Annotated in this window: 24 protein-coding genes; 2 read left to right on the forward strand and 22 right to left on the reverse strand. The window is 62.6% G+C overall.

From position 1 onward, the window contains the following. Positions 1 to 69: 69 nt before the first annotated feature. Entirely contained in the window at positions 70 to 1,137 is a 1,068-nt protein-coding gene (gene hemE, locus QR290_RS03400; RefSeq protein ID WP_289204328.1) for a uroporphyrinogen decarboxylase, read from the forward strand. 71 nt (positions 1,138 to 1,208) lie between these two features. On the opposite strand, the gene QR290_RS03405 is transcribed toward hemE, so the two are convergent. The 3 genes from QR290_RS03405 to QR290_RS03415 form a co-directional block, all read right to left on the reverse strand. Continuing rightward, positions 1,209 to 1,853 carry a retron system putative HNH endonuclease gene (locus tag QR290_RS03405; RefSeq protein ID WP_289204329.1) on the reverse strand — a complete coding sequence of 215 codons (645 nt, stop codon included), beginning with the start codon at positions 1,851 to 1,853 and terminating at the stop codon, positions 1,209 to 1,211. Continuing rightward, positions 1,850 to 3,121 (reverse strand): AAA family ATPase, encoded by a 1,272-nt coding sequence (locus QR290_RS03410; protein WP_289204330.1) that lies wholly within the window; start codon positions 3,119 to 3,121, stop codon positions 1,850 to 1,852. Before QR290_RS03410 ends, QR290_RS03405 begins: the two co-directional genes overlap by 4 nt. Before the next feature lie 76 nt (positions 3,122 to 3,197). Then, positions 3,198 to 4,475: an MFS transporter gene (locus QR290_RS03415; RefSeq protein WP_289204331.1), complete on the reverse strand. Its 1,278-nt coding sequence runs from the start codon at positions 4,473 to 4,475 to the stop codon at positions 3,198 to 3,200. Positions 4,476 to 4,593: 118 nt separating this feature from the next. Between QR290_RS03415 and QR290_RS03420 the strand changes: the two genes are divergently transcribed. After that, on the forward strand, positions 4,594 to 5,490 hold the full coding sequence (locus QR290_RS03420; protein ID WP_039766450.1) for a LysR family transcriptional regulator: 897 nt from the start codon (positions 4,594 to 4,596) through the stop codon (positions 5,488 to 5,490). Here the strand turns inward: QR290_RS03420 and QR290_RS03425 are convergent, their stop codons facing one another. The 19 genes from QR290_RS03425 to QR290_RS03515 form a co-directional block, all read right to left on the reverse strand. After that, a complete protein-coding gene (locus QR290_RS03425) occupies positions 5,491 to 5,928 on the reverse strand; it encodes an excinuclease (RefSeq protein WP_115076273.1) in 438 nt (145 codons plus the stop codon). Positions 5,929 to 6,082: 154 nt separating this feature from the next. Beyond that, complete coding sequence (locus QR290_RS03430) at positions 6,083 to 6,886, reverse strand: hypothetical protein (protein WP_115076274.1); 804 nt, start codon at positions 6,884 to 6,886, stop codon at positions 6,083 to 6,085. 25 nt (positions 6,887 to 6,911) lie between these two features. Continuing rightward, on the reverse strand, positions 6,912 to 8,138 hold the full coding sequence (locus QR290_RS03435; protein ID WP_289204332.1) for a beta-ketoacyl-ACP synthase: 1,227 nt from the start codon (positions 8,136 to 8,138) through the stop codon (positions 6,912 to 6,914). Continuing rightward, positions 8,138 to 8,866: a 3-ketoacyl-ACP reductase FabG2 gene (locus QR290_RS03440; protein ID WP_240868992.1), complete on the reverse strand. Its 729-nt coding sequence runs from the start codon at positions 8,864 to 8,866 to the stop codon at positions 8,138 to 8,140. Before QR290_RS03440 ends, QR290_RS03435 begins: the two co-directional genes overlap by 1 nt. Further along, positions 8,859 to 9,323, reverse strand: a complete 465-nt coding sequence (locus QR290_RS03445) for a hotdog family protein (protein ID WP_115076277.1) — start codon at positions 9,321 to 9,323, stop codon at positions 8,859 to 8,861. The genes QR290_RS03440 and QR290_RS03445 overlap by 8 nt, the downstream gene beginning before the upstream one ends. Beyond that, positions 9,320 to 10,516 carry a beta-ketoacyl-[acyl-carrier-protein] synthase family protein gene (locus tag QR290_RS03450; RefSeq protein WP_289204333.1) on the reverse strand — a complete coding sequence of 399 codons (1,197 nt, stop codon included), beginning with the start codon at positions 10,514 to 10,516 and terminating at the stop codon, positions 9,320 to 9,322. The genes QR290_RS03445 and QR290_RS03450 overlap by 4 nt, the downstream gene beginning before the upstream one ends. Then, positions 10,513 to 10,995, reverse strand: a complete 483-nt coding sequence (locus QR290_RS03455) for a hypothetical protein (RefSeq protein ID WP_289204334.1) — start codon at positions 10,993 to 10,995, stop codon at positions 10,513 to 10,515. Before QR290_RS03455 ends, QR290_RS03450 begins: the two co-directional genes overlap by 4 nt. Continuing rightward, positions 10,995 to 11,720, reverse strand: coding sequence for a class I SAM-dependent methyltransferase (locus QR290_RS03460; RefSeq protein WP_289204335.1), 726 nt, complete (start codon positions 11,718 to 11,720; stop codon positions 10,995 to 10,997). The genes QR290_RS03455 and QR290_RS03460 overlap by 1 nt, the downstream gene beginning before the upstream one ends. Next, positions 11,717 to 12,964, reverse strand: coding sequence for an NAD(P)/FAD-dependent oxidoreductase (locus tag QR290_RS03465; RefSeq protein WP_115076280.1), 1,248 nt, complete (start codon positions 12,962 to 12,964; stop codon positions 11,717 to 11,719). Before QR290_RS03465 ends, QR290_RS03460 begins: the two co-directional genes overlap by 4 nt. Beyond that, positions 12,951 to 14,111, reverse strand: coding sequence for a sodium:proton antiporter (locus tag QR290_RS03470; protein ID WP_289204336.1), 1,161 nt, complete (start codon positions 14,109 to 14,111; stop codon positions 12,951 to 12,953). Before QR290_RS03470 ends, QR290_RS03465 begins: the two co-directional genes overlap by 14 nt. Beyond that, complete coding sequence (locus QR290_RS03475; RefSeq protein WP_289204337.1) at positions 14,108 to 16,447, reverse strand: MMPL family transporter; 2,340 nt, start codon at positions 16,445 to 16,447, stop codon at positions 14,108 to 14,110. Before QR290_RS03475 ends, QR290_RS03470 begins: the two co-directional genes overlap by 4 nt. Next, complete coding sequence (locus QR290_RS03480) at positions 16,431 to 17,033, reverse strand: outer membrane lipoprotein carrier protein LolA (protein ID WP_289204338.1); 603 nt, start codon at positions 17,031 to 17,033, stop codon at positions 16,431 to 16,433. Before QR290_RS03480 ends, QR290_RS03475 begins: the two co-directional genes overlap by 17 nt. Beyond that, the gene (locus QR290_RS03485) at positions 17,030 to 17,455 is read right to left on the reverse strand and encodes an acyl-CoA thioesterase (protein ID WP_074689587.1); all 426 of its coding nucleotides are present in this window, start codon (positions 17,453 to 17,455) and stop codon (positions 17,030 to 17,032) included. Before QR290_RS03485 ends, QR290_RS03480 begins: the two co-directional genes overlap by 4 nt. Beyond that, positions 17,448 to 18,992 carry an HAL/PAL/TAL family ammonia-lyase gene (locus QR290_RS03490; RefSeq protein ID WP_289204339.1) on the reverse strand — a complete coding sequence of 515 codons (1,545 nt, stop codon included), beginning with the start codon at positions 18,990 to 18,992 and terminating at the stop codon, positions 17,448 to 17,450. Before QR290_RS03490 ends, QR290_RS03485 begins: the two co-directional genes overlap by 8 nt. Continuing rightward, positions 18,973 to 19,920 carry an LpxL/LpxP family acyltransferase gene (locus tag QR290_RS03495; RefSeq protein ID WP_289204340.1) on the reverse strand — a complete coding sequence of 316 codons (948 nt, stop codon included), beginning with the start codon at positions 19,918 to 19,920 and terminating at the stop codon, positions 18,973 to 18,975. Before QR290_RS03495 ends, QR290_RS03490 begins: the two co-directional genes overlap by 20 nt. Beyond that, the gene (locus tag QR290_RS03500; protein ID WP_289204341.1) at positions 19,917 to 20,651 is read right to left on the reverse strand and encodes a glycosyltransferase family 2 protein; all 735 of its coding nucleotides are present in this window, start codon (positions 20,649 to 20,651) and stop codon (positions 19,917 to 19,919) included. Before QR290_RS03500 ends, QR290_RS03495 begins: the two co-directional genes overlap by 4 nt. Then, the gene (locus QR290_RS03505) at positions 20,644 to 22,323 is read right to left on the reverse strand and encodes an acyl-CoA synthetase family protein (protein WP_289204342.1); all 1,680 of its coding nucleotides are present in this window, start codon (positions 22,321 to 22,323) and stop codon (positions 20,644 to 20,646) included. Before QR290_RS03505 ends, QR290_RS03500 begins: the two co-directional genes overlap by 8 nt. After that, entirely contained in the window at positions 22,320 to 22,865 is a 546-nt protein-coding gene (locus tag QR290_RS03510; RefSeq protein ID WP_007952346.1) for a hypothetical protein, read from the reverse strand. The genes QR290_RS03505 and QR290_RS03510 overlap by 4 nt, the downstream gene beginning before the upstream one ends. Further along, complete coding sequence (locus tag QR290_RS03515) at positions 22,862 to 23,116, reverse strand: acyl carrier protein (RefSeq protein WP_007947135.1); 255 nt, start codon at positions 23,114 to 23,116, stop codon at positions 22,862 to 22,864. Before QR290_RS03515 ends, QR290_RS03510 begins: the two co-directional genes overlap by 4 nt. Positions 23,117 to 23,120: the final 4 nt, after the last annotated feature.

A 23,120-nucleotide genomic window follows, 5' to 3' on the forward strand; every position in this document is an offset into this window, starting at 1 on the left:
CTGACCTGCATCCGTGCCTTTTGCGTCGCGCTCTGAGAAAATGCCCGCACTTTTTTTCCGGATGCCGACATGACTGCCCTGAAGAACGACCGTTTCCTCCGCGCCCTGCTCAAGCAACCCGTAGACGTCACCCCTGTGTGGATGATGCGCCAGGCCGGCCGCTACCTGCCGGAATACCGCGCCAGCCGCGCCCAGGCCGGTGATTTCATGAGCCTGTGCATGAATCCGGAATTCGCCTGCGAAGTCACGCTGCAACCCCTCGACCGCTATCCGCAACTGGACGCGGCGATCCTGTTCTCCGACATCCTCACCATCCCCGATGCCATGGGCCAGGGCCTGTACTTCGAGACCGGTGAAGGTCCGCGCTTCAAGAAAGTCGTCAGCACCCTGGCCGACATCGAAGCCCTGCCGATCCCGGATCCGCACAAAGACCTCGGCTACGTGATGGACGCGGTCAGCACCATCCGCCGCGAACTGAACGGCCGCGTGCCGCTGATCGGTTTCTCTGGCAGCCCGTGGACCCTCGCCACGTACATGGTCGAAGGCGGCTCGTCGAAAGACTTCCGCAAGACCAAGGCGATGCTCTACGACAACCCGCAAGCCATGCACCTGCTGCTGGACAAGCTGGCGCAATCGGTGACCTCGTACCTCAACGGCCAGATCCAGGCCGGCGCGCAAGCGGTGCAGATCTTCGATACCTGGGGCGGCAACCTGTCGGCGGCGGCATATCAGGAGTTCTCCCTGGCCTACATGAAGAAAATCGTCAGCGGCCTGATCCGCGAGCACGACGGTCGCAAGGTGCCGGTGATCCTGTTCACCAAGAACGGCGGCTTGTGGCTGGAGAGCATCGCCGACGCTGGCGCCGATGCACTGGGTCTGGACTGGACCTGCGACATCGGCAACGCCCGCGCCCGCGTGGGTGACAAGGTCGCGCTGCAAGGCAACATGGACCCGACCGTGCTGTACGCCAAACCTGAAGCGATCCGCACCGAAGTCGGGCGCATCCTCGCCAGCTACGGCAAGGGCAGCGGCCACGTGTTCAACCTCGGCCACGGCATTACGCCGGAAGTCGATCCGGAACACGCCGGCGCGTTCCTGCGTGCGGTGCACGATTTGTCGGCGCAGTATCACGAGTAATCGGCGCTCAGCTCTAACGGTAGAAAACAAAAACGCCCGGCTTATGCCGGGCGTTTTTGTTTGCGATGGATTTAGCGACCGAGGAGTTGTTCGGCGTAGCGGGCGATGATGTGGTCGAAGGGTTTTTGATTGGGAATCGCGGTATTTCTGATCGCCGTCACCAACCGCTCAAGCTCTTCCTCGCTGACTTGCATGACGAACTCATCATCGAAGAGGCGGCGGATTGTGTCCTGACGTCGATTTTTGAGGTAGGCGATGTCTAGCGCCAATACCTCGATCATTTTTGTGGCGGGAACGTCGTCAGAGTCTTTTGGCTGGATTTCGCCGGTTCGCAGATATCGGAAGCGCTGTTCACAGTTCTCGTCGGTGGGAGAAATGTGTTGGTTTTCGTCGAACCAGTTGCCCTTCTTATGGCCGCAGTGCAACGGATTGCCGGGCCTGGTTTCTCGCAGGCAGGAGGCATGAAGGTTGTGAAACTCCAACGCCAGCTCTTCGAAATGCTCTTGAGGTCTGAAGTGCTCGATATGGCTGGTCGAGGCATCTATTTCCCGGCCGCAATAACAACAGAAGAAGCCTTGCTCCTTAAGCAGGGCATTATGCAAATCCCGTTTTTGCGGGTTTTGTAGCGTTGGGTAAGTTGGACTCCAATCGTCGTTCGCCGAGTTTTTCCAATCTGTAAATGAAGCGGGTTCAGTTCCTTTGAGCACTCGCTTCATTTGCCGAGAATCTCCTTGCGCCTGATCAGTGCTTCGGCGCCGGCAAATTCCGGTAGGTCGGGGGCTTTCTTTTTCAGCGCCTCAAGTTGTGATTTTGCCTTTTCGAGGTCGTTGTCTTCCAACGTGGAAAAAAGCTCGGACAGCAGATCTTCGATTTCTGGTTCGCGCTGCGTAACGCCCATTACCTCTTCAAGTACGCTGCTGGAATCCAGACCGTAGGTGACCCGCGGATGAGTAGGATCCCCGTTGTGCAACACGATGACTTCTTCAGGTTTCAGGCTGCCGATGATTTGTGGGGAGTGGCTTGCGGCGATGAACTGGACTTTGGGAAATGCCTGTCTCAATGCAGGCACGATGCTGCGTTGCCACGCCGGATGAAGGTGGATATCCAGTTCGTCGATGATGACCACGCCGGAGGTGTTCTTCAGGACGTTCTTGCCCATGTGGGGATTGAGGATGCACATGCGGCGGGCGATATCGGCAATGAGGGCAATCAAGCCACGCTGGCCATCGCTCAGTTCATTGAATGGAATGACTAAATCGTTTCCGAAATTCACCAAGATGCTACGAAGCGGGAGGTCGTAATAAAGACCGGTTGAGTCGGGTAGAGCGTATTTTATGGCGGTACTGATCCAGGACAGCTCATCGTCAAAGATCGACATAACCCCGGAAGATCTATGGATGGTCTGCAGCTGTTCTAGGGTTTTACCGATGACCCAACTTTCAAAGTCTCGAATGTCGGCGGCGGAGTCATGCCAATTCTTATACCCGTCGAACCGTGAAATTTTTTGAGTGGCAGAGTACTCCGCAGAGACATCGCTCACCGCCCATCTTCTGTTGCCACGATAAAACGCTAATAAAGGTAAGTCGGAGTTTTTATCTTGATTCAGGCCATCTACGTATCCCCTTACCGTGTCTACAAGGTTTGAGTCAGGAGATATGAATTCATCGGCCCGTTGTTTGATTTTTGACCATTTACGAGAGTCTAAGATTTGTCCGTTTGCCTCTAGCAAAACCGGATATTTACGTTCGAATCGAACTCGTCCATCGTAGGTGTCGATGACAAAACGAGCATCGCTATCTGTCAGTAAGTCACTATAGAAAGCCATGCATGCCGGGACGTCTTCGAAGCTGGCTGCCACTGCCTGCAACAATGAGGTCTTCCCGCTCCCATTAACCCCCACCACCAGATTGAATCCCGGCTGAAAGTCGAAGGTGGCATCTTCGTAGCAACGAAAATTTTTAATGTGGAGACGGTCCAGGCGCATTCTGGCTTCCTTTACCAAAGCAGGCGAATGCCGTCAGTGTACCTTGGCCCGTGATTACCGCTAGGCGCAGTTGTGGCTAAACCTTTTCGCCACCACCCAGCGGCGGCAGCTTCGCCAGCTTCAACGCCACCAACAGTGCCACCAGCAACAGCGCGCCGATGAACAGGCCGATCCCGTTCCATTCCGCCATGTGCCAGAACACCCCGCCCGCCGTCCCGGCGATGCTCGAACCGGCGTAATAGCTGAACAGGTACAACGACGACGCCTGGCCCTTGGCCTTGAGCGCCCGGCGGCCGATCCAGCTGCTGGCCACCGAGTGGGCGCCGAAGAAGCCGAAGGTGAAGATCAGCATGCCGACGATCACCAGCGGCAGCGGTGTGAACATCGTCAGGGCGAGGCCGGCGAACATCAGGGCGATGGTGGCCCACAGCACTTTGCGGCGACCCAGTTTGTCGGCCAGCGAACCGATTTTCGCCGAGCTGTAGATGCCCGACAGGTACACCACCGACAACAGCCCCACGAACACTTGATCCATGTGGTACGGCTCGGCCAGCAGGCGATAGCCGATGTAGTTGAACAGCGTGACGAACGCGCCCATCAGCACGAACGCCTCAAGGAACAGCAGCGGCAGGCCGGCATCGCGAAAGTGCATGGTGAAGCCGTCGAGCAGGCTGCGCGGATGCAGCGAGCGAGAGCGGAAGTTGCGCGACTCCGGCAGGATCTTCCAGAACACCGCCGCCGCGATCAGCGCCAGCCCACCGATCACCATCATCGCCGTGTGCCAGCTGACGAAGTCGATCAGCACACCGGTGATCAACCGCCCGCTCATGCCGCCAATTGCGTTACCACCGATGTACAGACCCATCGCCAGACCGATGTGCTGCGGATGGATTTCCTCGCTCAGGTAAGTCATCGCGACCGCCGCCAGGCCACTCAATGACAGCCCGATCAGCGCGCGCATGATCAAGACGCCGTGCCAGCTCGGCATCATCGAACTGGCGATGGTGCACAGCGCCGCGGCAAACAGCGCGGCAACCATCACCGGTTTGCGCCCGACCCGATCGGAAATCGGGCCGGTGATCAGCAGACCGAAGGCCAGCATGCCGGTGGCCACCGACAGGATCAGGCTGCTCTGCGCGGCGTTGATCGAATATTCGTGGGACAGCAGCGGCATCATCGGCTGCACGCAGTACAACAGGGCGAAGGTTGCGAAGCCGCCGCTGAACAGCGCCAGTACCGTGCGCATGAACGCGGGCGTGCCTTTCTCGATGTAGATCTCTTGCAGTTCGGTCAGTACATCGTCCGCCGCAGCGGGCGGGACTTCATGGGCCAGTGGAGCGACGGCGGTTTTCACATCAGACCTCGGAGGGCGCAGGCAGGCAGGCAATGAAAAAATCATATAGCTGGCTAATGTTTCTATCCAATATATTGTTCGACCTGTTTGATAGCTTTCACGACCTAATGGGGTGCCCATGGAATTACGTCATCTGCGCTACTTCATCGCCGTCGCCGAAGAACTGCACTTCGGCCGCGCCGCGCAGGTGCTGGGTATCTCCCAGCCACCGCTGAGCCAGCAGATCCAGGCGCTGGAACAGGAAGTCGGCGCGCGGCTTTTCGAACGTACCAATCGTCGGGTCGAGCTCAGCGAGGCCGGGCGACTGTTTCTGGAGGAAGCGCGGCTGGTGCTCGCGCAAGTCGATAAAGCGGCCGACGTAGCCCGCCGCGCGCAACTCGGCGAGCTGGGTGAACTGAAGATCGGCTTCACCTCATCGGCGCCGTTCAACTCGACCATTCCCCAGGCGATCTTCTCGTTTCGCCAGCGCTTTCCGGCCGTGCACCTGAACCTGCGGGAGATGAGCAGCACCATGGTGGCTGACGCGTTGGTGGACGAATCGATCGAGGTCGGCATCATGCGCCCGCTGGGTTTGCCGGATTCGCTCAGCGTGGTGGAACTGATGCGCGAGCCGCTGGTGGCCGTGCTCAGCTCCAAACATCCGCTGGCGCAGGGCTCTGAAGAGGGGCTGTTCCTCTCGGCGCTGGCCCTCGAACCGTTCGTGTTCTTCCCGCGCAGCTACGGCAGCGGTCTCTATTCGCAGTTGATCAGTCTGGCCCGCGACGCGGGCTTCAGTCCGCACTTCGCCCAGGAGGCTGGCGAAGCCATGACCATCATCGGTCTGGTGGCCGCAGGTCTGGGTGTGTCGGTCATGCCGGCGTCGTATCAGCGGATGCGCATCGACGGCGTGGTCTACCGACCGCTGCTCGATCCCGAAGCCGTGACGGCGGTGTGGCTGGTGCAGCGCAAAGACCAGAAATCACCGATGGCCAAGGCATTCGTCGAGTTGCTCACACGCAAGGTTGAAGCCGGTTGATCAGGGCAGCCGCACCAGATCACCCTTCAACGCCACCCGCGTCACAAACACCCCGGCCCGACATTCGTAAGTGTTCAGATCCTTGCGCACATGCTGGTCGTAATAGCTGACGATATTGGTCACCGCATTCGCCCCGACACGCTTGGCCTCGGCCTGCAGTGCAATCAGATTCGACTGCAACACCCACTCGCAGGAGTCGTGATCGCTCTTGTTGAAACCGTTAGTCTTCAAGTCACTGACCACCCCGCGCTGCAACAACCGCTGAGTGCCCTGAGGCCCGTTGCCGACCAGATAAAACTTCACACTGCCATCCAGCCGCCCGGCGCGCATTGCATCCGACACGACTGTTTCGAACGGCATGTACATCAGATTGGTGGCGTGGCTGGTACCGGGCAGCAGACTGAACAGGGTGGCGGCGATCAGGGCTTTCGCTTGCATGGTTGTCTCCTTGACGGTGAAAGAGAACGGCGAGTGTTCGAGCGATCGGGCTCGCTGTTCCGGCAGGCACGATGCGGGGACTGTCTGGACGAGTGTAGATGCTGAAAGTGAAGAGGGCGCCGAATGGCGCCCTTTGTCGTTTCCGACGGCTCAATCAATCCACGTGCGCCAGATCCCCGCGCAACGCCACACTCGACACCACCAGCCCGGCGCGGCACTGGAATTTTTCGGTGTCTTTGTACAGGTCGCGCTGGTCGACGCTGGCGATGTTGATTACCGCATTCGCATCGGCTTTCTTCGCCGCTGCCTGCAAGGTCGCGAGGGCCGATTGCAGCGCCCAGAAGCAGGCGTCGGCGTCGGATTTGTTCGAACCGTTGGTCTTGCGGCTGCTGCTGACGGTGTCGAGTTTGCGCACCTGGTTGGGCAGCACTTCGCCGGCCAGGTAGAACTTCACGCTGCCGTCGAGCAGGCCGGCGTCGGTAGCGCGTTTGACGCCTTCACGGAAGCTCAGGTAAGTCGGCTCATCGGCGCCTTGCTTGATGATGCCCAGGTTATTGACGGCTTCGATGTCCGGGTTGATCGACAGCTCTTTGAGTACGTTGTCACGCAGACGATTGACCCAGCGATTGTAGTTACCGTGGATCTTGCCGTCCTTGGCGTCCAGGCCGTAGCTGCTGCGGTAGTCGATTTCGAACGAAGTCGCGCTGAACGGAATGTCGACTTCGGCGTGATGGCGGCCGCGTACAGTGATGGCGGCTTTGATCATGCCCGGACGTACCGATTGCACGACCCACTGGCGGTCATTCAGCGCCGTGACAATGGCGCGGCTCATCTGCGCGTCGGTGAACCCCAGGTTGCTGGAAAACTCTTCCTTGGCGTTGTACACCGGTTTGCTGGTGCAACCGCCGAGTACGAAGGCCAGGGCCAGCAGGGCGGCGATGCGGTGAAACTGAGTCATTCCCTTCACTCCAGAAATGTTGCGGTCAGTGCCAGCGGCGGAAAATCAACGAAGTGTTGACGCCACCAAAAGCGAAATTGTTGTTCATCACATATTCGTTGCGCATCTGGCGGAATTCGCCGCGCAGGTAGTCGAGCTTGCCGCAGTGCGGATCGATCTCGTCGAGGTTGAATGTGTGCACGTACTGATCGCGATTGAGCATTTCGATGCTGAACCACGACTCCAGCGCACCGCAGGCCCCAAGAGTGTGCCCGAGGAAGCTTTTCTGCGAGCTGATCGGCATGCGTTCGCCAAACAGGCTGCTGGTGGCCAGTGTTTCGGCAATGTCGCCCTGTTCTGTAGCCGTGCCGTGACCATTTACGTAACCAATTGCATCGGGCGCAAGGCCCGCGTCTTCCAGTGCCAGTTCCATTGCCCGGCGCATGGTGACTTGTTCGGGGCGGGTGGTGTGCTGGCCGTCGGCGTTGCTGCCGAAACCGACGATCTCGGCGTGAATGTGCGCACCGCGCGCGAGGGCGTGTTCCAGTTCTTCAAGCACCAGCATGCCGCCACCTTCGCCGATCACCAGACCGTCGCGGCCCTTGTCGTACGGGCGTGGCGAGGTTTGCGGCGCATCGTTTTTCAGGCTGGTGGCGTACAGCGCATCGAACACCATGGCTTCGGTCGGGCACAGCTCTTCGGCGCCACCGGCAAGCATCAGCGGCAGGCGTCCGAACTTGATCGCCTCGTAGGCGTAACCGATGCCCTGACTGCCACTGGTGCAGGCGCTGGAAGTCGGGATCAAACGGCCGGTGAGGCCGAAGAAGATGCTGATGTTCGCCGCCGTGGTGTGCGGCATCATCCGCACGTAGGAGTTGGCGTTGAGGCCTTCGGCCACCGAGTTGAGCAGCATGTTGCCGAACGCCTTGATCTCGTCGGTGCTGCCGGTGGACGAACCACAGGCCACGCCCATGCGCCCGTCCTTGATCGATTCGTCGCCGAGCAGGCCGGCATCGGCCAGTGCTTTTTCCGCCGCTCCCACCGCCAGCCGCGAAACACGGCCCATGCTGCGCAGCTGTTTGCGGGTCCAGTGCGCGGGCACCTGGAAATCATCGATGGGCCCGGCCAGACGGGTGTTGAGCTCGCTGAAGCGATCCCACTCGTCCATCCGGCGGATGCCGCTGCGGTTGGCGGCGAAATTGCCGGCGATGGTGTCCCAGTCGCTGCCCAGCGAGGTAATGCCGGCCATGCCGGTGACGACGACGCGCTTCATCAGCACAAGCCTCCGTTGACCGCCAGCACCTGGCGGGTGATGTACGACGCTTCCGCCGACATCAGGAAATTCACCGCACCGGCCACCTCTTCAGGCGTGCCCATGCGTTGTGCGGGGATCATTTTCATCAGTTCTTCCACCGGCACGTTTTCATCGAGCATCGCCGTGTCGATCAGGCCCGGCGCAACGCAGTTGACCGTGATCTTGCGCTTGGCCAGTTCGATCGCCAAGGCTTTCGCGGCGCCGATCACGCCGGCCTTCGATGCGCTGTAATTAACCTGGCCACGGTTGCCGATCAGCCCCGAGACCGAGGTGATGCAAACGATGCGACCAGCGGCGCGGCGGCGGATCATCGGCATCATCACCGGGTGCAGGACGTTGTAGAAACCGTCGAGGTTGGTGCGCAGCACCACGTCCCAGTCATCGTCGCTCAGGGCCGGAAAAGCGCCGTCGCGGGTCAGGCCGGCGTTGAGCACCACGCCGTAGTAGGCGCCGTGGGCTTCAACGTCGGCTTCGAGGATGGCTTTGCAGGTTTCGCGATCCGCCACGTCGAATTGCAGGATGCGTGCGTTGCGGCCGAGGGCTTCGACTTCGGCTTTCACTGCTTGCGCTTCCGCTACGCCGCTGCGGCAATGCAGGACGATATCGTGGCCGGCACTGGCCAGGCGCAGGGCAATGGCGCGGCCGATGCCACGGCTGGAGCCGGTGACCAGTATTGATTCAGTCATCGTTCGACTCCTTGGTTTGTTCAAGATATTGCGCCGCGTGGGGCGGGCGGAACACGTTCAGCCGTGCGCTGGCCTCGATGCCGGGCGCGTTGATATGGCATTCGAACACGCCCATGCCGTTGTCGTCTTCCAGCGAGCGCAGGCCGTGGATGGTCAGTTCGCTGCCGACCGGAAAGGCTGCGACGTTGCATTCGAACTTGCGTGTGCCGAGCAGAAAGCCCAGCTCCACCGGGTTGCCTTTCTGCCGCGCATGGCAGCCGGCAAACGCGGCGACGCTTTGCGCCATCAACTCGACGCCGACCCACGCCGGCAGGCTGCCGTCGGGCAGGCTGAACAGGCCGCCGGGCCGGACGGTGAGCGTGGTGTGGATCTGTTCGTCGTCAAAGCTCAGGATCCGGTCGATCAGGATCATGTCGCCAGCGTGGGGCAGCAGTTCGGCGAGCGGCCAGTGGGTCATGGGGCGTCTCCGATAATCAGGCTGACGTTATTGCCACCGAAGGCAAACGAGTTGCTCATCAGGTAGCGGGGTGCAATGGACGCCAGGCGTTCGCTTGCGGTCACCCACTTCAGTGGTGGCAGGGCCGGATCGGCCTGGCCATCCCAGACGTGTGGCGGCAAGGCGTGGTCAGGGTTGTCGGCACTCAGGCTCAACCAGCAGAACGCCGCTTCCAGTGCGCCGGCGGCGCCGAGGGTGTGGCCGGTCATCGGTTTGGTCGAGGAACACGGCACGCCTTCGCCAAACAGCGCGGCGACGGCCAGGCTTTCCATGGCGTCGTTGTGCTGGGTCGCGGTGCCGTGCAGGTTCAGGTAGCTGATGTCGCCGGCTTGCAGGTGGGCTTGATCGAGGGCTTTTTGCATCGATTGCAGCGCACCGCGGCCGGTCGGTTCCGGTGCGGAAATGTGGTGCGCGTCGGAGCTGGCGCCAGCGCCGAGCAGGGCGATGCCCGGCCCTGCGCCGCGTTCTTTGCTCATCACGAACAGCACCGCCGCTTCGCCGATGTTGATGCCGTTGCGGTTGGCGGAAAACGGATTGCAGCGCTCGGCCGACACCGCTTCCAGCGCACTGAAGCCGTTGAGGGTCAGTTTGCACAGACTGTCGACTCCGCCGCACAGCACGGCGTCGCACAAGCCCAGATCGAGCAGGCGTCGGGCGCTCATCAACGCGCGTGCGCTGGAGGTGCAGGCAGTGGAAATCACATAGGTCGGGCCGCTCAGTTGCAGCCAGTCGGCGAGGAAATTCGCCGGGGCGCCGAGTTCCTGTTGCCGGTAGTCGTAATCGGCCGGGAACTGGTGGTCGCGAATGTAGTGCGCCAGACCACGACTGGCTTCGTCGATGCCCGAGGTGCTGGTGCCGAGCACCACGCCGATTCGCTCGCGCCCATAGGTCTGGATCGCCTGCTCGATGTCATCGCGAATCTGCAACGCGGCTTCCATCAACAGTTGATTGTTGCGGCTGCGCTGGTCGGCCAGTGCCTCGGGAATCGGCGCCAGATCACCGTGCACGGCGGCTACCGGCAGGTCGCGCTCCGGCACCCAGCCGGACTCGCGGCGCATGCCCGAGCAGTCGCCGGCAAACAGGTTGAGTGCCACGGCTTGCTTGTCGCGCCCCAGGGCGCAGATCACGCCGAGGGCATTGAGGTAGGCGGTCATGACGTCGGTTCACCGAGTGGCGTTACGCGATAGTGCGGGCCTTGGGGCAGATTCAATTCGAAGCTCAAGGGTTGGGTGTAACGGATGTCCCAGCGCGCCGGCAGGGAACGTTGGCCGCCCTGTTGCTGCGCGTCGGGGTAGTTGCGCGAGAGCTCGCCCGCAGGAGTCAGGGCGAACAGCAACGCGGCGAACAGCTCCCGTGCTTCCGGGTTGGGCGGCAGCAGGCCGTCGGCCTGCCAGTGCCCGTCGATCAACTGCTGACGCGCCTGTGGAATGCCCAGCGGATCCATCATCGACCAGCGGATGCCGGGCCCTTCGCGCTGGATCACCAGCAACCAGTCTTGCTGTTGCCCGGCCAGGTGACGCTCGATATGCAGTTGCATCGGCAGCGGCAGGCTTGGGTTACCGGCCGGCAGCGGCGCCTGACTGGCGCAGGCACCGAGCAGCAGGATGCAGGCGAGCAGCAGAACACGCAACATCAGACAGCCTCGTTCAAGGGTTTGCGGGCCACCACGTTGACCAGGGTTTCTTCCCGCTGGCCGAATGGTTTTGGTTTGTGCAATCCAAAACGTTCGAGCAGACCGAAATCCTTCGACCGGCTCCACCACAGATACGGGTACGAAACGTTCTGTTCGGAGAATTCGAAACCCTGCTGGCGAATCATCTCAAGGTACTGCGCCGCGCTCTTTTGCACGTGCATCGGATGGCGGAACAACCAGCGAATCACCCACGTATCAATGTAAGCCTCGGTGGACTCGGCGAACAGCAGATAACCACCGGGTTTGAGCACCCGATAGAACTCGGCGAGAGCTTTTTCCTGCTCCACCAGATGATGGAAGGTCTGGTGGCAGAACAGCAGGTCGACGCTGGCGTCCGGCACATTGAGTGTCGCGCAGTCGCTGCCGATCAGCTCGACGTCGAAGCCCTGGCGCGCGGCCTCGGCGGCGCTCAGTTCAAGGCTGTGCGGATCGGCATCGACACCGATCAAACGCTGTGGCGCGAAGGTCTGGCGCAGGTGGCCGAACGACTTGCCCTGGCCGCAACCGGCATCCAGCAGCACCGGGTTGGCCGGCAACGATTCGCTGAACAGGCCGCGCAGATCATTGATCGCCACGCGCAACACATGGTGCTGCCAGGTGTGGCTGCGCAGGAACCAGAAGCCGAAGCGGGTTTCTTCGACGTAGTTGTCGCTCAAGTAATTCATGTGTCGTCCCTTGCACAGAGTTCGGAGATTGTCTTCAACCGACGGCGTGCTTCACTGACGAACGGGTTGCGTTCGTCCCAGGCGTAACCGGCGAGGATCGAGCAGATCATGCGGCGGATTTCCGGCGAGCCTTGCTCGTGGAAAATCACGTCCTGAAAAGTCCCGGCGTACCAGCCTTCGACGTAGCAGCGGAAGGTGTCGACCCCGCGTTTCAGCGGCTCGGCGAACTCCCGCTGCCAGTCCACCGATTCGCCCTGCAACTGTCGGTGCAGCACACCGGCGGCCATGCTCGCCGAACGCATGGCAATCGTCACGCCCGAGGAAAACACCGGGTCGAGAAATTCCGCTGCGTTACCCAACAGCGCAAAGCCCGGGCCGTGCAGGGTTTTGACGTTCGCCGCATAGCCGCCGAGGGTGCGCGCCGGGGTGTCCCACACGGCGTTGTTCAGCACCTTGGCCAGGCTCGGGGTTTCGGCGATGAAACCGCGCAGGCAGGCGTCGAGGTCGGCATCACGACCTGCGAAATGTTCAGCGGCAGCCACCACGCCTACCGAGCAGCGACCGTTGCTGAACGGGATCGACCAGAACCAGATGTCGCGGTGCTGCGGGTGGGTGGTGATGAGGATTTTTTCACGGTCGAAGCCGGGATGGTCGATGTGGTCTTCGACGTGGGTGAAGACGGCCTGGCGAACCGGGAAATTCGACGGCGCTTCCAGGTCGAGCAGGCGTGACAGCACGCGGCCGTAGCCGCTGGCATCGAGGACAAAGTCGGCTTCGACGCGGTATTCGCTGCCGTCCTCGCGACGCACATTCAGCTGCGGTCGCGGACGTTCGAAATCGACGCTGACAATCGCGTCGCCGTAGCGGATTTCCGCACCCTGCAACGTAGCCTGATCAGCCAGCAATTTGTCGAAGTCGGCGCGTTGCACCTGTAGGGTCGTGGGCTTGCCGGCGGTGAAGGTGTCACCAAAATCGAAGGCGCTGTAGCGCTCGCCCCAGGCGAATGCCGCACCGTTCTTGCGCTGGAACCCGGCGGCATTCACCGCCTCGAGCATGCCGGCTTCTTCGACGAAATCCAGGCAATGGCAGAGCAGGCTTTCACCGATGGAGAACCTCGGGAAATGCTGGCGCTCGATCACCAGCACGTCGTGTCCCTTGCGCTTGAGCAATGCGGCAGCAATGGCGCCGGAGGGGCCGGCGCCGATGATCACGACCTGACGGGATTCCATTTCAACGATTGGCACGCGAGCTCCTGGGTACGGCAATAGGGTTCAGTGACGCCCGGTGCAGGCCGATGAAGGCCGGCAACAGCGTCGCGATCAGACCCATCAGCATCAGCGCAAAGTACAGCGCCGGGCTGATGAGCTGTTGTTGCAACAGCAGGTTGAGAAAGACGATTTCGCTCAAGCCGCGAATGTTCAGCAGCACGCTTTCACGCCAGCGGCTGGCGCCTGTGAACGACGCGCCGGCCCAGCCGAGGCCGAGCCAGTTGCCCAGGATTTTGCTGGCGACCGGCAACAGCAGCAGCGCCGCCCATTGCACGGCGCCGAGGCTGGCGAGGGCGCTGTGCACGTCGATCTGGACGATGCCGAAAGTGAGGATCAGCGGAATCGCGACCCACGTCTGCAAGCGGTTCATCCATTGCGCCGGCAACGGCAACACCAGCGGCACCTTGAGCGCGGCCATGCACAGCAGATAGCCGATGCCGAAAATCAGTGCGTTGAGTTTGTAGTGTTCGGCCAGCACCAACAGCGCAAAGAAGCCGAGGCTGTAGGTCAATGGCCGGCGGATACCGAACATCCGCAGCAGCGCTGGCACGCAGGCCAGCCCCAGCGGCAACAACAGACTGCTCAGGTGCAGGCTGCCTTGGGCGAGGCCGAACAGGGTCCAGCAGGTCAGGTCGATCAGGATTGCGGTCTGCACCAGACGCCGGGTGGCGGCGGGCGGATAGTCGATGTGGCGCAGGTACAGGTACAGCACCGGGATCGCGGTGATGGCGAACACCAGACCGATGGCCAGCGAGTTGATCCACGGCTGCGTCGGCAACAGCCAGTACGCCGTCGCCAGGCCGCAGGTGAATGGCACGGCGAAACTCGGCAGGGCGATCTTCACGCTCTGACGATCCAGGCGCAGGTCGATCACGTCGCTGAGGATGTGCCCCAGCAGCAGAGCGAAACTCAGGCTGTAGAGGTTTTTCGGCCAGCCCGGCGCGATCAGTTCGGCGCCGTTCAGTTGCCAGCCCGGTTCGATCCAGAAGTACATCAGCAGCGGCAGGCCGAAGCTGGCCAGCAGCAATTGACTGACGATCGGGATCAGCCCGAAATGCCGGCCGACCCGGGTGGCGACGAAGAACAGCGTCAGGGCCATCAGCCAGAAAATCACCACCATCATGCTGAAGGCTCCGTGACGGCAACCGCATGGGCCTGACGCCCGGCCCACGGCGCGAGCATGAAACTGAACGCCAGACCGAGGCTCACCGACAGGCCGAAGTTGCTCACCGCCGGGGTGCTCGACACCGCCAGCAGGCCGAACGACAGCCAGGTGGTGGCGGCCGCCAGCAAGGTGCCGAGCAGGCTCACGGCCGCGCCGCCAACCTGCTCGCGCATGAGGATCGCGTAGTCGACGCTGATCGCTGTCACCAGCAGCAGGCCGAACAGGCTGAACAGGGTCAGCGGCTGGCCGAGCCAGCCCAGGCTGGCGAGGCTGCACAACGCAGCAAGCAGCGGCAGGGCGACGATCCGTAGAGCACCGCCGAGACCGAACGGCAGCATCAGCACCAGCACGATCAACACGCAGGACGCGAGTTTCAGTTCAGCAGCGCTGATCTGCGTTTGGGCGAACACCTTGTTCAGATCGCCGAGCCGATCCACCAGCATCACGCCCGGCAGGTCCAGTGCCTGCACCCGCAACAGCGACGGATTGTTCAGGCCTTGCAGGCTGACCATTGCCGCCACGCCGTCCTCGGTTGGCCCAAGCCACAACGTGCGGTAGGGCTCACCGAGCGGGCCGGCCAGCGCTGCATCGATGTCTTCGGCGGGCAGGGTCTGCAACTGTTGCAGTTCGGTTTGCAGCGCCGCCAGCGGCACGCCGACCTCCAGCAATGGCTGCCAGAACTGCGGTAACTTGCTCAGCGCTTCACGCACCTGTTGTTGCTGAGCCGGCGGGCTGACCAGTTGATTGAGCGCCAGATAACCCTGCAACTTGTCGAGGTTGACCAGTTGATCCAGCCGCTCGCTCAGGGCCGCTTGCCGCTCCAGCAATTGCTGCTGATCGGCGGCGCGCACCAGGAAGAACTGGCTGGTCGGCTGATAGCCGGTAATCCGCGCAATGGTCTGCGCTTCATCGGTCAGGCGTTGCGGCGCGCCGACCCACTGGCGAATGTCGTTCTTGCTCTCCAGTTGCAGCAGGCCGCCGACGCAGAACGCGATCAGCAGGGCCAGCAACACCGGCGTCCTGACGTGTTCGAGCAGGTTTTCCCGCAGTCGCACCAGACGCTCGGCCAGTTGCAGCGGCCATTGCGCCGGGCGCAGTTCGACATTTTTCAGCAGCGCCGGCAACAGGCACACCGCCGACAGGTAGGCGCCGAGCAAACCGGCGGCGGAGAACACCGCGATCTGGGTCAGGGCCGGGAAAGGCGTCCAGGCCAGCGCCAGATAACCGATGGCGCTGGTGATCAGGCTCAACGTCAGTCCGGACAGGGTCAGACGCAACGCCGGCCAGCTGTGCCACGGCTTGAGGCTCCAGCTCTTGGACAGGTAGTGCAGCGGGTAATCCACCGCCACGCCGATCAGGCTGGAACCGAGCACCAGCGTCATCACGTGCATGTGCCCGAACAGCGCCACGCAGGCCACCGCACCGAACAGCATGCCGACCAGCACCGGAATGAACGCCAGCAGCACCCGCCAGCGGCGGAAGGCGAGCAGCAACAGCAACAGGATGCCGATAGTGGCGCCGCCGCCGACCCAGGTCATTTCCCGGGTCGCCTGTTGCTGACCGTTGGCGGCGTACAGCAGACCGCTGGCGGCCAGCAGTTGCACGTCGGCGCGAGCCGCTTGCTCACGGCTGTGTTGCAGCAGGGCGGCGACTTGCAGCGGCTGATTCATGTCGAAGGCGCTGCCGGTGGTGCGTGCGCGCAGCAGCACCCAGCTTTTGCCGTCGGCGTCGGCGATCAATGCGCCGCTGCCGATGTCCAGTTGCACCGCGCCATGTTGCGGCTGGCTGTTCTGGATGCGCCCGGTCAGGCCCAGCCAGTCGTCCTGGCTCGGCACCAGACTGAATCCGGTGAACGGGTCGAACAGCGCCTGCACCCGTTGCTGGATGAAGGCGTCGGGATGTTCGGTCAGCAGTTGCCGGTCATCCGCCGAAAGCATCGCCAGTCGCCCTTGCAACAGTTGCGTGCGCAGGGCCGGCAGATCGGCTTGCAGGTTCCACTGGACCTTTTCGAACAGCCCGCTGGCCTGCCATTGCTCGCCCAGAGTCTGGGCCATCGCGACGGCTTGCTGGCGATCGGCGTGACCGACCAGCACCAGCATGTCGCGGTTGAGTGGTTCCTGCATGCGTTGTTCGGCGCGCAGTTCGAGGGCGTCCGGGTGGGTGCCGGGCACCAGGTCCATCAGGTTGGCCGACAGCGGCGCGCCGTCGCGCCACTGCCAGGCGCCCAGTGCGACGACGGCCAGCAGCAGGATCAGGAACAGCCAGGGCAGCCTGCGTTCACTCGGCAAAGTCATGTTGCTCCGCGTCGCTCAGAGGTTGGCCGGCGGTGCTGTCCTGCATGCGCAGCACGGTGCTGTCGCCCTGGGTTTCCAGCAGTTCGATGGTGTTCACCAACGTGCCGCCGCTGATGTTGATCTGGTTGAAAACCTGCTTGAGCAGTACCGAACGCGGGGTCAAGGTCAGTTGCCATTTCTGCGCTTCGCCGCTCAGGGCCAGTTCGAAATCCCGTTGCAGACCGCTGCTGTCGCCTTGCAGCACGGCGAGGAACAAGCGGTTCTGTTCGGCGCCGGCGCTCTTGCCGGGCAACAGTTGCCAACCGCTGACGTCACGACGGGCGATGCCTTTGGCGTTGATGCGGTAGTCCTGCTGCAGAGGGGTTTTCAGCAGCCAGAGCAGACCGTGGTTTTTGGCGAGGACAAAACTGCCCTTGCTGATCAGCGGCTGGGGCAGGGCGCGAAGGTGCTTCTCCTGGATGAACTGGCCGTGGATCACGTCCGGTTTCGCCAGTTGATCGCTCAACTGTTGCAGGTCGAAGGCGTTGGCCAGCGACGACAGCGTCAGCAGCGCCAAGGCCCCAAGGGATTTCAGAATTACATTCATCGCAGCATCCTTTCCACGGCATCGGTGAAGACTTTCGGCGAGGCCAGTTGCATCTCGCGGCTGCTCATCTCGACGGCGACCTGCACCGAGCTGGCGCGGGTCAGGCGTTCGCCGGTCTGGGCGTCGGTGATCAGGTAGTGAATCTTCAGGCGGTTTTCCCATTCCACCAGACTGGCGCGCACGTTCAGCCGTTGACCGAACACCGCGCCGCGCACGTAGCGCAGTTGCAGGTCGATCACCGGCCAGGCGTAGCCCGAGTCGACCATCTGGTTGTAGTTGTGGCCGATCTTGTCGAGCAATGCGCAACGCGCCACTTCCAGGTATTTCACGTAATGGCCGTGCCAGACGACGTGCATGGTGTCGACGTCAAAGAACGGCACGAGGATTTCCGTATCGGCGTGAAGCACTCCGGCACTACGCATGCAGCCTCCAGTGTTGTTCGGCGATGCGTTGCAGACACAGGCGCAGTTCGCCTTCCAGGGCGCGGTCTTCGATCACTGGCGGGAAGTCTTGCGCCAGTTGCTCATGCATGGCGGCCAGCGATGGCGGTAGCGGACGGGCGTCTGCATCGCGGCTGCGCAGCCACACGCCCTGATTGGCCGCCAGCAGCGTGGCGGCGGCGACCTGTTCGGTCAGCTCCAGCACGCGGATGGCGTCGCGGGCGGCGATGGTGCCCATGCTCACCTTGTCCTGGTTGTGGCACTCGGTGGAGCGCGAGAATACGCTGGCCGGCATGGTGTTTTTCAACGCTTCGGCAGTCCAGGCGCTGGCGCCGATCTGCACAGCCTTGAAGCCGTGGTTGAGCATTGCGCGGTCGGCGCTGGCGCCGGACAGGTTGCTCGGCAAACCGTGGTTGTAACGTTCGTCCACCAGCAGCGCGAGTTGTCGATCGAGCAGGTCGGCGACGTTGGCCACGAGGTTTTTCAGGCTGTCCATGGCGAACGCGATATGCCCGCCGTAGAAGTGCCCGCCATGCAGCACGCGTTCGGCTTCGGCGTCGATGATCGGGTTGTCGTTGGCGCTGTTGAGTTCGGTCTCGATGAACGAGCGCAGCCAGTTCAGGCTGTCGGCCAGCACGCCAAGCACGTGCGGTGCACAGCGCAGCGAGTAGCGATCCTGCAAGCGATGCAGCGGCGCGGTCGGTGCGTCGATCGCCAGATCCTTGCGCAGCCACGCGGCAACCTGCATCTGCCCCGGATGCGGCTTGGCGGCGAACAGGCGCTCGTCAAAGTGCTCGGGATTGCCTTGCAGCGCCACCACGTTGAGCGCGGTGATGCGGGTGGCCAGTTGCAGCAGGTAATCGGCGCGGGCGTAGGCCAGGCAGGCCAGGCCGGTCATCACGGCGGTGCCGTTCATCAGTGCCAGCGCCTCTTTCGGGCGCAGCACCAGCGGCGTCCAGCCGAGTTCGCGGTGCACATCGGCGGCCTGGCGGCGTTCGCCACGGAACATCACTTCACGTTCACCGGACAGGGTTGCGGCGACGTAGGACAGCGGCGTCAGATCGCCGCTGGCGCCCACCGAACCCTCTTCAGGAATCAGCGGCAAAATGTCGTGTTCGAGAAACGCATGCAGGCGTTCCAGCAACTCGATGCGCACCCCGGACACTCCGTGGCACAACGACTGCAAACGCGCCGCGAGCACCGCGCGCGTAGCCTGGGCGTCGAGCAACTTGCCCAGTCCGCAACCGTGGAACGTGTAGAGATGACGCGGCAGCGCCTCGACGTGATGCAGCGGCACCGCGACCACGCAGGAGTCGCCGTAACCGGTGGTCACGCCGTAGATCACGCCTTCCTTGTCCAGCAGCGAATCGAGGAACCGCGCGCCCTTGGCGATGCGCTCGCGATAAGGCGCGTCGCTCTGCAACTGCACGGGCGCCTGACGGTTGGCCAGGGCCAGCACGTCTTCGATGCGCAAAGGGCGTTCGCCGAAGGTGACCGGCTCAGGAGTTGGCGTTGTCATCGGTTTTCCAGAATGGGTAAAAGTTGAACCATTGGCACGGTGCTTCGAGGCAATAGTGACTCAGGCGTTGCGCATAGCGGGTGGCCCACTGATGAATGACCTGTTCGCGCTCGCGGCGTGACCACACCACGGCGTCGGCGAACGGTTCGAGGGTCAGGCGATAGTGGCCGTCGGGCTGCTTCAGGCACATCAGCAGGTTGACCGGGCATTTCAGCAGGCCGGCCAGCAGCCACGGCCCTTGTGGAAACGGCGCGGGATGGCCGAGAAAGTCCACGGTCACGCTGCGTCCGCCATGCAGCGGCACGCGGTCGCCGGCAATCGCCAGCCACTCGCCGCGCTCCAGCCGTTCGTGCAGTTGCAGCATGATCACCGGGTCCAGTTCGCTGACCTGAATCAGCCGCAGGTTGGTCGCTCCGGCTTCGCCCAGCAGGCGATTGAATTGCTCGGCGTGCTTGGTGTGCACCAGCACGTTCATCGTGACCTTTTCGCCCAGCTCCGCCAGCGCGCGGCACACCTCGAGATTGCCCAGATGCGCGCCCACCAGCATTTGCCCGCGACTGCCGCGCAACTGATTGCGCAGCAGCGCCGGGTCGATGATTTCGATCTGTTCGATTTTCAGCTTGCCGTTCCACACGTCGAGCTTGTCGAGGAGCGAATCGGCGAATGCCATGAACTGGCGGAACACCCGCCACCGGGTCGGATGCAGTTCGCGGCGACCGCTCCAGTCGGCGAGGTGCTGTTGATACTGCCAGGCACTGCGTCGGGCGGTGCGGCCGAACAGGAAAAAGTACAGAACGATGCCGTACAGCAACGGGCTCAGCAGGCGTCGGCCAAGGACCTTGGCGGCGAACGCGGTGAATTTCATCAGCAGGAAACTGCCGCGCTCTTCGCGGTCGGCCCAGTGCTTCTTGTCGGTCTCGACGGTCATGCGCGCCACCGCCGCCAGAGGATCGCGGGCAGGCGCAGCAACATGCCGAAGAACAGACGCGTGTGCATGCTCGAGATCAGCACGTTGTCGTGGAACAGGCGAAAGTGCGACACGCCGTCCAGCGGGTAATGCACGCTGGTCTGCAACCAGCGCATCGGCTGATTGCGCCACGCCAGCCGCACCAGAATGTCCGAGTCGAAATCCATGCGCTTGCCGATCCGCGCCGAGTCGATCACGCCCAGCGTCGGTTCCAGCGGATACACCCGGAAGCCGCACATCGAATCGCGAATCTGCAGCGACAAGGTGTTGATCCAAACCATCACGTGGGTCAGGTAGCGTGCATACAAACGGCCCTTGGGCACGCTGGCGTCGTACAGCGGATAGCCGCAGACCAGCGATTTGGGATGAGCGCGGGATTCTTCGATGAAGCGCGCGACATCCTGCAAGTCGTGCTGACCGTCGGCGTCGACCTGCAAGGCATGGCTGAAGCCCAGTCGCGCGGCTTCACGCAGGCCGGTCATCACCGCGCCGCCCTTGCCCTGATTGGCAGTGAGACGCACCAGATAAACCCGCTCGCGCTCGGCCAGCGCGTCAAGCACCGCTGCGCAGGATTTGCTGCTGGCATCGTCCACCAGAATGCACGGCAGACCCTCGGCGAGCAGGGCGTCGACCACCGTGCCGATGGCGGTTTCGTGGTTGTAGACCGGGATCACGGCGCAAGGATTATGCATCGCCAACCCCCAGCAGAATCCGCCCGCTGGAGCAGGTGGCCGTGTCGTTGCGATAGGCGAAATACAACTTGCCGCGCTCCGGGTCGAAGCGCAGATGCAACTGGATTTCATCGCCGGGGCGCACCAGTTGCTGGAATTTCAGCACTTCCATGCCGGCGAACTCACCGGGCAGGTTCAGCAGTTGCCGACCCAGGTTCAGCGCCCATTCGACTTGCACCACGCCGGGCAGCACCGGGGCCTTGGGGAAGTGGCCGCTGAAGTAGGCCAGGTCCGGCGGAACGCTCAATTGCAGGTTCCATTCGCCCTCGGTTTCGGCCTGCTCCAGGATTTCCGGTGCTTTTGGCCGTGGCGCCAACAGCAAGGCTTCGACGTCGGCTTGAGGCAGCTTGCCCTGCGAGGTCAGCGGCAACTGTCGTAGCAGACGCCAGCGGCGGGGCAGGGCCAGGGCTTCGCAATGGTCGCCGAGATGACGGCGAAGGGTTTCGGTCAGGTTGCGGCGACCGTGTTCGCGCAGGGCAAACAGGCCGGATTCGCTGAGCACCAGCAGAGCGCCGAGGGACGCGCGGTTTTCCTGCACCACGCCCAGGCGCGCTTCGGCGACCCAGTCGTGAGCCACCAGCGCTTGCTCAAGCATCGGCAGGGAAATACGTTTTTCTTCGAGTTTGACGATCCGGTCGAGTCGCCCGAGCAATTCAAAGCGGCCATCGGCCTGAATGCGCGCCGCATCGGCGGTGTGTTCGACATGCCCGGCGGGCAGGTAGGGCGAAGCGATCAGCAAGGCGCCGTCGCTGTCCTGGCTCAACTCGACACCGGCAAACGGCTGCCACAACGATTCGCCCAGACGCCACGCGATACCGCCGGTTTCCGAGCTGCCGAGGATTTCCGTCGGCCACTGTCCCAGACGTTGATACAGGCTTTTTGCGGCGTCTGCCGGCAGTGCGCCGCCAGATGAAAACACCCGACGCACGGCGCTCAGCGCCGGCCAGTCGAGGTTGTCGCCCATGCGTTTGAGCAGCGCCGGGCTGGCCACCCAGGCGAAGGCCGGGTGCTCGCGGCTGGCGCGTTGCAGGTCTTCCGGGAAAGCCAGTTGCTTGCGCAGGAACGGACGCCCGGCGCACAGCGGCCACAGCACGCGGAACAGCAAGCCGTAGATGTGTTGGGTGGCGACGCTGCCGAGGATGCAGGCCTCACCGAGATCCGCGCCCCACAGTTGCTCAAGGGCTTCGACTTCGTTGGCCAGTTGCCGCAGGGATTTGTCGATGCGCTTGGGCTCGCCACTGGAGCCGGAGGTGCACAGGCTCAACCGGCACTGGTCGAGATCCAGTTCGGCAGCGGGCAGGGCCGTTTGCAGCAGATCGCTCAGGCGGGCGTCACCGGCCTGATCGGTCAGCCACAGATCGACGTCGTTCGACCAGCGCTGGCGGGTCTGCGCTTGCAGGTCCGAAGGCAGCAACACGTTGACGCCGGCGCGCCAGGCGCCGAGCAGGGCAACGGCCAGGTCGGCGGCATCTTCCAGATGCACCGCCAGACGTTGCACGCCGCGCGCTTGCAGACCTGCCGCCAGGCCCAGGGCCTGTTCACACAGTTGTGCATGATCGAGTGCCGGCGCGGCGGTGATTGCGCGCTGCGGCAGATCCTTGAGCAACAGCTGCTCAAGTTTTATCCAGTTCATGGGCGACCTCTTACCCGTTGTCGTATCAGCCATTCAATGGCAAACATCAGGCCGATCAATCCGTAGGAGATCAGGCCGGTGTACAACATCCACCAGTTCAGCGGCGCCCACAGTGTCAGCAGGGCGGCGCACAAACCGTTGCAAAAGAAAAACACGCTCCAGGCCACGGTGACCTGGCGGGTGTAACGAATCGCCTTGGGCGGCAATTGCGGTTCACGCAGGCGAGCCAGACGCTCGACCATCGGCGGGCCGTATTTCAGGCTCAGGCTGAACAGCACCAGCATGAAGCCGCTGATCAGCACCGGGTACCAACGCAACAGCAAAGGGCTGTCGAACACCGCCAGCAGCAGGCAGAACACGATTGCCACGCAGGCCATCCACAAACTGCCGGGCTTGCGCTCGCCGGTCAGCGCCCGGGCGAGCCACAGACCGCCCAGCAGCAGACCGAACTGCCATGGCGCGAAATGCTCCATGCCGAAATACACCGCAAAGGGATACAGCAGGCCTGCCAGCAGCAGACCGAGGCCGATCAGTCGGCTCATGCGGCCGGTTGAACCAGACGGTAGACCGCCTCGACCACGTCGCTGACGGTGCGCACCGACTTGAATTCCTCGGCGGCGATTTTCTTGCCGGTCTGGCGTTTGATGTGATCGATCAGGTCGACCGCGTCGATGCTGTCGATTTCCAGGTCCTGATACAGGTTGGATTCCAGGCTCACGCGAGCCGGGTCCAGTTCGAACAGCTCGACCAGGGCATCGCGCAGGGTGTTGAAGATGTCGTCACGAGTTTGCATGGTC

The organism is Pseudomonas fluorescens, assembly GCF_030344995.1.
Classification (GTDB): domain Bacteria; phylum Pseudomonadota; class Gammaproteobacteria; order Pseudomonadales; family Pseudomonadaceae; genus Aquipseudomonas; species Aquipseudomonas fluorescens_BF.